Source organism: Moorena sp. SIO3I6, assembly GCF_010672095.1.
Genome location: NZ_JAAHHU010000156.1, coordinates 1 through 12455, shown reverse-complemented (window position 1 = coordinate 12455; position 12455 = coordinate 1). Strand labels below are relative to the sequence as shown.

The 12455-nt window shown below is 43.4% G+C and carries 8 protein-coding genes and 1 pseudogene; 1 reads left to right on the top strand and 8 read right to left on the bottom strand.

Annotation, left to right across the window (positions count from 1 at the left end; all coding sequences use genetic code 11):
• Positions 1-250: 250 nt before the first annotated feature.
• The 5 genes from F6K49_RS28635 to F6K49_RS28615 form a co-directional block, all read right to left on the bottom strand.
• Entirely contained in the window at positions 251-568 is a 318-nt protein-coding gene (locus F6K49_RS28635; protein WP_293102065.1) for a hypothetical protein, read from the bottom strand.
• Between the two features lie 283 nt (positions 569-851).
• Positions 852-1520, bottom strand: coding sequence for an adenylate kinase (locus tag F6K49_RS28630; protein ID WP_293102062.1), 669 nt, complete (start codon positions 1518-1520; stop codon positions 852-854).
• Positions 1521-1667: 147 nt separating this feature from the next.
• Positions 1668-6503 (bottom strand): tetratricopeptide repeat protein, encoded by a 4836-nt coding sequence (locus F6K49_RS28625; protein ID WP_293102059.1) that lies wholly within the window; start codon positions 6501-6503, stop codon positions 1668-1670.
• Positions 6500-6673 carry a hypothetical protein gene (locus F6K49_RS28620; protein ID WP_293102054.1) on the bottom strand — a complete coding sequence of 58 codons (174 nt, stop codon included), beginning with the start codon at positions 6671-6673 and terminating at the stop codon, positions 6500-6502. Before F6K49_RS28620 ends, F6K49_RS28625 begins: the two co-directional genes overlap by 4 nt.
• A 154-nt stretch (positions 6674-6827) precedes the next feature.
• Positions 6828-8135, bottom strand: coding sequence for a P-loop NTPase fold protein (locus tag F6K49_RS28615; protein ID WP_293102051.1), 1308 nt, complete (start codon positions 8133-8135; stop codon positions 6828-6830).
• A gap of 279 nt (positions 8136-8414) precedes the next feature.
• Between F6K49_RS28615 and F6K49_RS28610 the strand changes: the two genes are divergently transcribed.
• Entirely contained in the window at positions 8415-9365 is a 951-nt protein-coding gene (locus F6K49_RS28610) for an Rpn family recombination-promoting nuclease/putative transposase (protein WP_293102048.1), read from the top strand.
• Positions 9366-9405: 40 nt separating this feature from the next.
• Here the strand turns inward: F6K49_RS28610 and F6K49_RS28605 are convergent, their stop codons facing one another.
• The 3 genes and pseudogenes from F6K49_RS28605 to F6K49_RS28595 all read right to left on the bottom strand — a co-directional run bounded on the left by F6K49_RS28605 (position 9406) and on the right by F6K49_RS28595 (position 11784).
• The gene (locus F6K49_RS28605) at positions 9406-9741 is read right to left on the bottom strand and encodes a transposase (protein ID WP_293102045.1); all 336 of its coding nucleotides are present in this window, start codon (positions 9739-9741) and stop codon (positions 9406-9408) included.
• A gap of 79 nt (positions 9742-9820) precedes the next feature.
• A pseudogene (locus F6K49_RS28600) lies at positions 9821-11064 on the bottom strand (RNA-guided endonuclease TnpB family protein).
• 342 nt (positions 11065-11406) lie between these two features.
• Positions 11407-11784, bottom strand: coding sequence for a hypothetical protein (locus F6K49_RS28595; RefSeq protein ID WP_293022930.1), 378 nt, complete (start codon positions 11782-11784; stop codon positions 11407-11409).
• Positions 11785-12455 lie beyond the last annotated feature (671 nt).

Sequence of the window (12455 nt, the reverse complement as noted above, 5' to 3'; positions counted from 1 at the left end):
TTTGGCAAAAGGCTTTTCCTATACAAACTGAGCGAGAACGTGGGACGTCAAGTTTTTTGATCACACTAATCATATCAAGTTACTTTTGTCAAGTTTTTTGTAAAGAAATATGTTTATAAAGCATAGCTTAAAAAGGGGGACTTTGAAGTTGATAATTTTACCTCATACATGCAATCAACGCTATACATTATTGACCAGTCTTCGAGGGTTAAAGCTATGACACGCTCAAAGTCTTTTGGATTACGTGTGATTAGGGTTGCTCTGCCAGGTGCCCCATCTCTTGATCGATTTCTTGCCGATAGGCAGCAATTTCAGCCTGTAGATCCTCAAAAGTCGGGTCATCCTTAAAGCATCCAAATTTATCCAGCCAAGGATTTCCTGTATTTCCTAGTAGTGGAATGTCAACTTCAACAACTTCAACCTGATTCATTAGATAGTCAAGTAGTTGAGCTTTAAGCTGATTGATGGCAGCATCACGGCTATTTTCTACAACCATAACTTCCGGCCATTCTTTGGCACGAGCAATATATTTATCGTTTTCTCTACTGAGGATAACTTGATAAATCATGACCCCATCTCCTGCTCTTCTCTAGTCGCTATATCAATTTTACCTGAGGGGGTAACAACAAGGCTATTAGCGATTCTTAATGCCAGTCAGTTATTGCAAATAAGGGAGAATTGAAGATGTATATAGCGTTTCTAGGACTCATGAGGTACACATTATTTTTTCCCTCTTACCTCTTATATCTTACCTCTTACCTGCTCCCTGCTCCCTACTCCCTGCTCCCTAAAAACCAGAAATTTGTACCTCATAAGTCGTAGAATTGCTATATACAAAGGTAATCATTCAGCTAACCTTCAAATTCTGTAACCATAGTTTGCAAAAAATGCTTTACCTCTTGGGGCGATCGCAAATGGTAAACCTGCTTTGTTGCTTTAGCCGCTTCCACATAAGTCCGGTATTTGGGCGTTAGCTTTTTATGACACAGCCAGACCGTGTTATAGGAATTCAGTGTGCCTTGTACTAGGGGACTATTTTCAGGCCAGCCTTCCGGTGGCACCCAAAGACCTTTAACAAATCGCTTTGTGACCCACCAGTAATGTCGCAGCACAGCCATATCCAGATAGACCAGGGTATCGGCTACATCTAGCCGTTGCCACACCGTATCGAGTGAGACAAATCCATCAACGATCCATTGCTCCTGTTGCAAGAGCTGATCATGGGCAGCTTTAAACTCGGCATGGGGCACCTCAACACCGCCCGGTCTATATTTCATGGAATCGAGGTGTACCAGGGGTAATCCAGTTATTTCGGCTAAACGTTTGCTTAGGGTCGATTTGCCGCCGCCAGCATTGCCAAATACTGCAACTCTCTTCATGGTTAGGGAGTAGGGAGTAGGGAGTAGGGAGTAGGGAGTAGGGAGCAGGGAGCAGGGAGCAGGGAACAGGGAGCAGGGAGCAGGGAGCAGGGAAGTCGGAAGTCGGAAGTCGGAAGTCGGAAGTCGGAAAAAGAGAAACAATGTGTACCTGATAGTTATGCAAACCGCCGTAGTACTGAAATAGTCAAATATTATTACTACTCCCGATTCCCGATTCCCGATTCCCGATTCCCGATTCCCGATTCCCGATTCCCGATTCCCGATTCCCGATTCCCTACTCCCTACTCCCTACTCCCTACTCCCTACTCCTATTAACTGTTGCTCCAATTCTATCACTTTTCTCTGAATATCTAGACTCCGATAAATCTCTAAACTTTCCGTGAAAAATTGGTAAGCCATTGCGTTAGCATTGGGTTGATTACCCTCAACACGACGCAAGTAAATTTCTCCTAAGAGCTGGCGAGCAGAGGCTTCTAGTTTCCGACGGTTGTAGTCTTGGAAAACCTGTAGGGATTCTAGGGCTAACGCTTCTGCTCGGTCAAGGTTTTCTAAGACATTCACCTCTAGGTAAGCCCGGGAGATATCTAGAATTTCTTCTGCCCTATCGACAATTTTTACAAGTTCTGAAAGTAACCTTAAGCCCATGGCATAGTTGGTTTCAAATTGCTCAATCTGTTCCAGTAGAGTAGGGTGGTTGGAGGGTAATCGACGCAAGCGTTCTGAATAGAGTAAGCCAAGAGCGGTATAGTCGTAGGCTAGGTTGGCTTTGTAGTCGTTGGCTTGACTAATTTCCATGGCTTGACCAATACTTTGCTCCCCTTGGCTGAGTAAGTGGAGGGCTTGGGTTGTGTCTGGAGTATTTCTGGCTAGGAGGCGTTGGCTGTTACCAATTTTTCGATACCGATTAGCAATCTTTTCATTTTGACCGAGTTCTTGATGGAGATTTAGGCTTTGCTGGTAATTGTCAATAGCTTTGGTGTAATCACCTAATTCTAGATAACAATTAGCTAGCCAATTCCACTGATTGGCGACATTATTTTGTAAATCCAACTGCTGATAAAGGCCACGGCTTTGTTGGTGGTATGCGATCGCTTGGTCATACTTACACCAATCTTGATAGATTCTACCAAGTTGATAGTAAGCTAATGCTACCCTCGGTTGCTCATCAAGTTGCTGACGGATAGCTAAGGTTTTGAGTTGACAATCAACAGCTTGCTGATAGTTGCCCCAGTCTCGATAACAATCAGCTAGCCGGTACCATGAATTGGCGACATTCTTTTGTAAATCTGACTGCTGATAAAGGTCACGGCTTTGTTCGTGGTATCGTATAGCTTGGTCATACTTACCCCAATTTTGATAAATGTAGCCTAGGCTCCAGTAGGCTAATGCTATCCTCGGTTGGTCATCAAGATGCTGACGGATGGCTAAATCTTTGAGTTCACAATCCACAGCTTGTTGATATCTGCCCGATTCTCGATAACAATTAGCTAGCCAATACCACTGATTGGCGACATCTTTCTGTTTATCCAACTGGTGATAAAGGTCACGGCTTTGTTCGTGGGATGCGATCGCTTCGTGATACTTACCCCAACCTTGATAGATTCTACCGAGGTGATAGTAGGCTAATGCTATCCACTGTTGGTGATAAAGCTGCTGACTGATAGCTAAGTCTTGGATTTGACAATCCACAGCTTCTTGATATCTGCCCGATTCTCGATAACAATCAGCTAGGTTATACCACTGAATGGCGACATCTTTTTGTTTATCCAACTGGTCATATATTTCAAGGCTTTGTTGGTAGTATGCGATCGCTTGATCGTATTTCCCCCAAGCTTCATATATTCTACCAAGTAGAGAGTAAGCTAATGCTCTTTCTGGTGTATCATCAAGCTGTTGACGGATGGCTAAATCTTTGAGTTGACAATCGACAGCTAGCTTATAATTCTCGGATAGTCGATAAGAAACACCCAGCCAAGACCACAAATCGGCTACATTCTTCTGGTTACCCAACTGCTGATTGATGTCAAGGCTTTCTTGGTAGAATGCGATCGCTTTATCATATTCTTCCTTTTTCCAGTAACAGGTAGCTATTGCCCAAGCAATGTAAACCTTGATTGGACTATCTGGCTGTTGATTAATCTCCTCTAAAATTTCAATAGCCTGATCATACTTATCCGAGCGGACGTAAGATAGTGCTGTTACAAATTTTATTGCTTGTTGACTTCGCTGATCCCGAATCGGATCTTGTCTAGTTGCTTCCAAAGCTGGGGTCATCTCTTCCCCTAGCTCTCTCACCAAATCGATCAGATTATTGAATAGCTTAGGCTCTGCTTGGTTAACTAGCTGTTGAACAAACTCATTCACAGCACTAACTAAGGTTTCTCCAGCTTGACTACAAGCTACGTATAAACTCCCTAACTGAGTCTTGACCCATCTCTCTTCACTTAGCTTAATAGTATTAGCAGCTTCTTGGAGACACTTAATCACTTCATCCTTCTGATTAAACCTTTCAATCTCACGTAACCTGGTCAACAATTCCTTAATCGTTTCATGTTCAAAGTCTTGATCTAACCCCAAGTAAGTCCAGACTAACTGTTTAATCACCCTAGCTCGAATCTTGCTGTTGACATCAACATCAGTCAAAACTTTACCGGCAAACAGTAAATCCTGCAATACCAACGGTGACTCTTGGTATGAAACTGTTGAATCTTCACCTAAGACTGGCCAAACTAAAACCACATCTTTCGATGATGTTTTTCTAAGTTTAATTTCACCATGGTCAATCCTAGGCTGATAGTCATCTAAGGGTTTAAACAACTTTGGAACTAACTTATTAATCCGTCTGGGATTCTCACTCCCCAAATACCCTAACGCTAACAAAATTGGTTCATCCCAACGGGCTTCATATCGATGCTGATTAATACTATCGAGAATATCACTAACATCATTATCCGCAATATACCGAGCAGCAAAATATTCTTCAAAGGTTAGATGCATAAACCCATAACTACCAGGGGCACGTTCCACAAACAAACCGGTGGTTTCCCTGACCCTCAGCAAAAAATCATTAATTTGCCACTGCACGCTCTGGGAATCCGGGTCTTCATCATTCAACTCCCCATGGATTTGGGCTAGTTTTTCCCTAACTTCTGCTTCACTGACTAATCCGGAGGGTTTGTGTTCATGCATCCAGTAAGCCAAGGGAGCCAACAGTGCCATCACCTGACTTTCTTTGAGCACTACGGTCTCAACACCAGGCAATTTTTTGCTCAATTGCCAATCTTCGGTCAAGGTCTGGACGGCTAATTCATAGAGTTTTACCCGTTGATTGGGCAAGCGAGAGCCATTGCGGTGAATTAATGCCAAAATTGTTAACAATAAGGGATTGCCAGTCATACGCTTGACTCCCTCACTGGCTGCGATCGCTTCCTTAAGTTCCCCACTTTGGTGATCGGCTTCCTGCTGCCAATAGTGCTGACTGGCATCTGGTCTTTGAGCTTTCTCCACCGCTAGACACCATCGGTCTAGAAACCGCTCCACCTGTTCCGGTTCCATCTCAGTAATGGTGAAATGGGAAAACCGTTGGCTTAATTTAACCTCCCGATAGCCAGCAATCCGGCTAGTAATCACAAACTTGTTATTGGGGAATTCATCAACAAACCCTTCAATTTGGTTAACTATCTGTTGGCGTATTTCCTGATTAAATACTTCATCCAAGCCATCCAACAGCACCAGACATTTACCACTATGGAGTTTGTGAATTAAATGCTCAAAAATGGTTGTAGTATTATCGGATCTACAAAGTTGACTTGGTTGTGCCCCCCTAGGGCGTGTCTTCAAACTCGGAGATCCCCCTAAATCCCCCTTAAAAAAGGGGGACTTTGAGAATGGCTCCCCCTTCCGCGCGGGGGGCTGGGGGGGATCTAAATCTTGCGGAAAACTTTGAAAACACGCCCTAACCCCCCAATCTTGGGGGGAAATGCTATCAAAGTCCCCCAGAATTGGGGGATTTAGGGGGCTATTGCTCAGTTCGTTATCAGTCTTATTTGTAAATTCACTTTGCCACTGCTCAGAGAATTCCCTAAGAAACTGTTGCAAGCTCAAGTCCGATTGGGTTGCCAACCGTTCCGCATAGTCAGCAATCCGAAAGAAAACCGGTAAGCGAGTTTGCCCCAAATCCTCGTTAGCTTCCCCTGCCAATACTGTTTCCTGGTGATCCCGTTGAGCGGTGGCAAAATGGAGCGCTAGATATTTCAGAAGGGTGGTTTTGCCAGCACCAGGGTCTCCCAAAATCACGCTATACTGACTATCCTGTATGGCTTTGGCTAAATCAACCTTTTCCGGAATAGTTTTAGTATTGCTAGAGATATCGATATCCTGAGTTATCCTTTCAAACTGATCTACCCGAATCGAAGGGCTAGATAAATCAGCCTTAGATAAATGCCTAGCATCGGAGGTATCAACCACCAGCTTCTGACGTTCAGCCTTGAGGGAAATATAGACCTGATCCAGAAAAATATCCACTTGGCGCTGCACCTGCATCACGCCACTAAACTTGAGATAAGAATTCTGGGCAATTAACCACTCCAGATAGGGATAGAATAACGGTTCCAGGGGGGGATGGGTTTGAAATTCCAAAATCTGCTCCCGCCAATCCCAGAAATCTGGAGCCCGGAGGCGAAACTCATCCAAAAATTGTGGTTTATTGAGCCAAAACATCAATACCATGTCTCGCTCAAACAGGGATTCTCTACCGACATTCAGTCGTTTTAGCTCATTGATGCGACGAGGTGTGTCCAACTGCTCAATCCCGAAGGCCATGATTAGAGGACGAATGAGAGCAGGAGTGTTGAAAGAGGTCTCTTGACCTAGGGGATTAAGACGGAGGATAAAATTAATTAAAGAATCCTGACTGTAGAAAAAGTTGCGAACCTGAAACCCTTCCTCACTCAAAGCTTCTTGACTAATAACAGAGTTAAACTGCTCCACCACTGGATGGTTGGGACCACTTTCGGGAGCAATGGCAAAAATAATGGTGGTGCCACTAGATAGTGCTAGAGTGGATACTAAGCTATCCAGCTCATTATGGTCAGCAGGCGTCAATGGGTCAGGGGCTGTTTTCATGGGTGAGTATTGAGTGAGATAGTGCTGGGGAGAGGGAATCGGGAATCGGGAATCGGGAATCGGGAACAGAGAAGAGGAAATAGGGAATAGGGATGCATTGCATCAAGACAGGGAATCAATATCAAAGAAGACTGTAAGTCACAACTGCCAGAAACGTTATAGTTCACCATAAAAACAAATAAATACAGCGTTTTTCATAACTATCAGTTACACAGGTTTTTTGCCCTATTCCCTATTCCCCTCCTGGGAGGGGAATAGGGGTGGGTTCCGATTCCCGATTCCCGATTCCCGATTCCCGATTCCCGATTCCCGATTTCCTGTTCCTTAATTCTGACTGGCTTGCCACTGTTCCAAGTCTTCAATAATAATCGGATGCACATCAAACCAGGTATCGTCACCGTAATACCCTAAGACATACTTATTTTGTAAAAGTTCATCACAAATGACAAATTCACCTTGCTTGGGCAAATGATGGGTATTGGTAGTTAAGCGACCAGTTTGGTGAACAGTAGCCAATTCTTTAAAATGATAGTCGTTGATAGTATATGCTTTGCGTTCTTCTTGAATCGCCTCCTTAGCAATGGTTGTGTCTACATATTCCTTTTTTTTCTTCAGGGCGACCTGACAAGCCCCCCGCGCTAGTCGGATTAAATCCCGGAGCACACCACCACTCTTTTCAGATATTAGCTCTAGGGCATCGGGAGTGAATAGATCTGTTTCGTTAATTTTAGCTAATCGTTTGGTAATCACAGACTTCAAGATATCTCGACCAACTTTGTTAGGGGTTGAGGTCGGACCAGAATTGCGATCGCGTAGCGTGGCCGTAGGCCAATCGCATTCAAATACAGGCAAATTATACAAATCCAAAGGTTGGAAGCTTTCCATCGGTTGGCGAAAGCTAGGGGAATATCGTAAGGAAATTGGAATGGTGTAGATGATATGACACTCTAATTCTGTCAGGAGCGGGCTAGCAAACATTTCCAAAGCGGTTCTCAAATCATGGCGATCGAGACCATCTACAATGACTAATAATTTTTGCTTGCGGTCTTTCTCAGCAGCTTTGATAATATCGTTAACTCGATCAATGATGTCACTAACAGCAGGGCGAATGTTAAGGGTTTTAGTCATATCCCGAGTTAATCCCCGTTTTAGAATTAACCCCAATTTTTTCAAAACCTCTGGTAATTCTAACTGTTCAGTATCTGTTTCTTTATCTTGATAAATTACTGTTGTTAGGCTATTTTCTAAATCATCCAGTAAGCGCTGATCCCGATTTGACCACCAGCCTGGTTTAATGGCTTGGCGACAAACCTCCATTCCAATCAACACCACCACCTCAGCATAACCAATGTTATAGCGGTCGAGAGCTGTTGCCGTATCAACCCAGATCACCGCATAATTTTCTGCTAGCTCCTGTTCAATTCGTCGCAATTCCGTTGTTTTTCCACTGCCCCGATGACCAGCTAATAAAAACTTAGCTGGCTGGTCTTCCATTACCAGAGTAGCGATTAAATTTTCTACTGGACTATCCTCTCGCTGGATATAAAAATCTTTCATTTCCTCTGGTGTGGTCAGGGGTTGCTCTGGGTTAAAGAGTTGGTAAGCTGGTTTCCAATAGTTGGGATTGCTCATGGTTAAGGGGAATAGGGAGTAGGGAGTAGGGAGTAGGGAGTAGGGAGTAGGGAATAGGGAACAGGGAACAGGGAACAGGGAATAAAATTTAGATTTAGATCATAACTATAATATTAAGCAGTCAGCGGTCAGCGGTCAGCGGTCAGCGGTCAGCGGTTAGTCGTCAGTTGTCAGTTGTCAGTTGTCAGCCTAATGCTTACAATAAAAATTGTGCGCATTAGCTGATAGCTGATAGCTTACGACTGACCGCTGATAGCTTACGATTCCCCTAGCACTATCATGGTCTATTATCTCAAAGATAAGTATATTATTTTACTTACGGCTTTTGGCTTTAAGCGTGTTTTTGGTACGGAAGAAAATAAAGCACTACTTATTGATTTTTTAAATACCCTTTTACCACCTCATCATGAAATTGAAGATGTTACCTTCAAGAATACAGACAAGGTAATTTTTGAAATCTACTGTCAAGCCAAAACTGGGGAAAGCTTTATTGTTCAACTTCAAAAAGCAAAACAAAACTTCTTTAAAGATAGAAGTGTTTACTATTCCACATTTCCAATCCAAGAACAAGCGCAAAAACGTGATTGGGATTATCAATTAAAGGCGGTTTATACTGTCGGTGTCTTAGATTTTGTTTTTGACGACCATAAAAATGATGAAACAATCCTACATACTGTGGAGCTAAAAAATCAGGATTGTCAAGTATTTTATGACAAACTTAAATTTATTTATATCGAGTTGCCCAAATTTACCAAAACCCTAGACCAGTTAGAGACGCATTTTGATAAATGGCTGTTTGTCCTTAAAAATCTATCAGAATTACAGAATCGCCCTCAACCTTTCCAAGAGTCGGTCTTCAATCAACTGTTTGACGTGGCAGAAATTGCGAATTTTTCTCGCACTGAACAGGATAACTACCAAAACAGTCTCAAATATTACCGCGACATGAATAATATTGTCGAGACTTCTAGACAAGAAGGGTTGCTACAAGGTCGAGAAGAAGGTTTACAAGAAGGTAGAGAAGAAGGGCTAAAACAAGGTCGAGAAGAAGGAGCACAACGAGAACGAGCACTGATTCTCCGTCTGCTATCCCGTAGCTTAGGAGAAATACCGAGTGAACTGCAACAGCAAATTCTTCAACTATCACTGGACCAGTTGGAAGGGTTGAGTGAAGCCTGCTTAGATTTCTCGAATCTTGAAGATTTAAGGGTTTGGTTGAATGAAACTTAAGAGTAATACAGCGGTTTTTAATTCGGTCAGGTACAAATTTCTAGGTTTTAGGGAGCAGGGACTTCGGAGCAGGGAATAGGGGATGAAAAGGGAGATTAGCTACCAGAAGTAAGCCAAGAATAAAATGCCCATCCTTGGGAAGGTAATTAGGAATCCTAACTTTTTCCTGGTAGCCTCCACTAGATTTAAGCTTGATCAAACCAAAGAAAGATTTAAAGGATCTATCGACAATCTTTAGGGTTTGTTGAGCAATATCCGTCGGTAATAACTTGTAATTCTCATTCTCTTTCGAGTGATAATAGTTGCTCTCGTATCGTAGATGCTTTCGTTCCTGAAAAAAGTACTGACGGACATTATAGAGTCCCACATTGAACATATTTTTGCTCAAGTGACACATCTGCCTGAGAGCTTTGATCTGCTGCTTGTCTAAACGAAGATTAGTGAACTACCCCGGCCTACTTCGTTGAGGCCGGGGCTTCCAGTTTCACGGAAGAATGCCTCAACTTGGACGGGCGTCCACGTCTTGGTCTTACTTCTTCTCCACTGGCGTTGACCTCCCCCGTTCCAGAGGAGGATAGCATTCTGATACCTTCTGCTCTAATGTTCTTTGCTGCATTACCATCTCTGTCGTGGTGAGTGCCACAGCTTGGGCAAGTCCAAGTCCTTACGTCTAACGGCAACTCTTTGATTCGGTAATGACAATTAGAACAGGTTTTAGAACTGGGGAACCACCGATCTATCTCGACCAATACTTTTCCTTCTTTTTCGCATTTATAAGACAGGAAATTTACAAAAGTCCCCCAACTCAGATCAGATATTGCTTTAGCTAATTTATGGTTACGAACCATGCCCTTGACATTTAGATTTTCGACTACCACTACCTGGTTCTGATCTACGATTTTACTAGATAGCTTATGCAAGTAGTCTTGGCGGACATTTCCAATACGTTCATATACCTTTGCTACAATCTTTCTAGCTTTCCTACTTCCACTACTCCCTTTTTTCTTTCGGACAGTAATACGTTGTTTTTTGGCTAATTTCTTTTCGTATTTAGCCAAATGCTTAGGATTGCCAAATTTAGAGGTCTTTTCGCCGTCGTAGGTAATAGCAAAATCCTTGATGCCCAAGTCAATTCCGATCACTTTCCCGTCTGTCGATGGTTTCGGATCATCAGACTCGTATTCCATTAGGACGGAAGCATAGTATTTGCCAGAAGGGTCTTTGCTGACTGTTACAGTTTTGATTGTCCCATCTAGTGGTCGGTGAATTACTGCCTTGACAACTCCTAATTTTCCAGGAAACTTAAGGTAGTCACCCACTTGCTTGACCTTTTGGGGGTACTGAATTGATTGGCGGTGATGATATGACTTGAATCTAGGATATTTTGCCCTACCTTGGCCTTTGGCCACGCTACGCGAACAAAAAAGTTCTGATATGCACGACTAAGGTTAAGACTCACAGATTGTAAGACCTGGGAGTAACATTCTTTTAGCCATTCAGTCTCTTTTTCTTTCTTGAGTTTCGGCAACATAGAATTAAGTGCAGATTGCTTTAGCCCTTTGCCAGTTTCTTTATAAGTCTCTATGCACTGATTCAGTGCATAATTCCACCACCAGCGAGCACATCCAAAATGCTGAGCTAATATTTGAACCTGCTCTTGTGTTGGATAGATTCTGACTTTGACGGCTTTATGTTTCACTGCACTTACCTTCGTTATCGACCTTAGTTAATATTATATATATTTTCCAGTAACGTGTCAAGTCACTGTTTCGCTATCCATCCCCACCCTGGAAGAGGGTGGGGAATTCCGCGAGTCTTGTTAACTTGAGTTAGCATCCAGTATTCCCGCTACTGAAACTAGTATTTTAGCGGAAATGTCTAAGACACGCAACAGATCCAATCTCCAATTCCCAAGGGGCTGTGTGCGGAACCTGCGTCCGCACTTTATACGCCCCGTCTCCCGCGCTTCATGCGCGGGTATAACGGGAGTCCCCTTGGAGTTGAAAGATGGTTAATTTGAATCCTCAAAAGTTGCAGTTAACTACCGATAGTCATGATAAAAAATCCCATCATGTCTGCGCCTGGGAGAATAGATTCTGACTCCCCTACGATTACGATAGTATATTTCATCGTCCCTGCGCTTGGGAGAATAGACTCGCCCGCGCCCACGCCTAGGAGAATAGACTCGCACCCGCCCACGCCTAGGAGAATAGATTCGCACCCGCCCACGCCCACGCCCACGCCTGGGATAATAGATGCGCCGATGCCTGCGGTGTGAACGATGCCTGTGTTTACGCCCGAATGAAGAGATGACAACGTCTAGGTTACTATCTCCAACAACGATGCGACTTTCAGCGTTAACTGGAGCTACAGGCACTAGAGCCATCAGTCCTGTGAGAAGCACAATTGAGAATTTCATCTTGCTAACGTCTTGTGGAAGAGCAATGCTATTTAAGCTAGCGATAGATTAGGTAAAAGCGTCAGCTATCAGCTAAAGGGGTTTAGTCAGGTTTGTGACACCTTTTTAGTCGGGTGTTTTTGTCGAACTAAAGATCCATGCTTGATAGCTGATAACTGATCGCTCAATACTTACACAGATAGACGAGATAAACGTAGCTTACCTTAATGAATGTTCCCATACCCCCCTCTCTGGTGGTATTTTTATGCGATCGCTCTTAGCGGAAGCTTCGCTTCATCGCGAAGCGGTTCCAAAGGAACATAAGCATTCAGCTATCAGTTATCAGCTATCAGCTAGCAGGCGCTTTAACTGAACGGGGTCGGATGAGTAAAACGAGCACAGATTTTCAACCAGTCGCACCAGCACCGTAAACTGTTTTCTTACCTCCCGTTGATTAGCTGACGGCTGACAGCTGATTGCTGAATGCTTACGATTACTGACCACTAGGGCGTGTTTTCAAAGTTTTCCGCAAGATTATGATCCCCCCCAGCCCCCCTTAAAAAAGGCAGGGCTGTTTCAAACTTTAGTAAGTTAACGATTATTGGAGATAGGGGGATAGGGGGATAGGGGGATAGGGAAATAAACTAAAATTTACCGAAAAATGCCCAAATTTAGTCATTAAAATCTTACGA

What these genes read in the sequence shown, in the direction of transcription:
- F6K49_RS28635 (WP_293102065.1), bottom strand. Translation starts at nt 568, where the DNA reads ATGATTTATCAAGTTATCCTCAGTAGAGAAAACGATAAATATATTGCT.
- F6K49_RS28625 (WP_293102059.1), bottom strand. Translation starts at nt 6,503, where the DNA reads ATGAAAACAGCCCCTGACCCATTGACGCCTGCTGACCATAATGAGCTG.
- F6K49_RS28620 (WP_293102054.1), bottom strand. Translation starts at nt 6,673, where the DNA reads ATGGTGAACTATAACGTTTCTGGCAGTTGTGACTTACAGTCTTCTTTG.
- F6K49_RS28615 (WP_293102051.1), bottom strand. Translation starts at nt 8,135, where the DNA reads ATGAGCAATCCCAACTATTGGAAACCAGCTTACCAACTCTTTAACCCA.
- F6K49_RS28610 (WP_293102048.1), top strand. Translation starts at nt 8,415, where the DNA reads ATGGTCTATTATCTCAAAGATAAGTATATTATTTTACTTACGGCTTTT.
- F6K49_RS28605 (WP_293102045.1), bottom strand. Translation starts at nt 9,741, where the DNA reads ATGTTCAATGTGGGACTCTATAATGTCCGTCAGTACTTTTTTCAGGAA.
- F6K49_RS28595 (WP_293022930.1), bottom strand. Translation starts at nt 11,784, where the DNA reads ATGAAATTCTCAATTGTGCTTCTCACAGGACTGATGGCTCTAGTGCCT.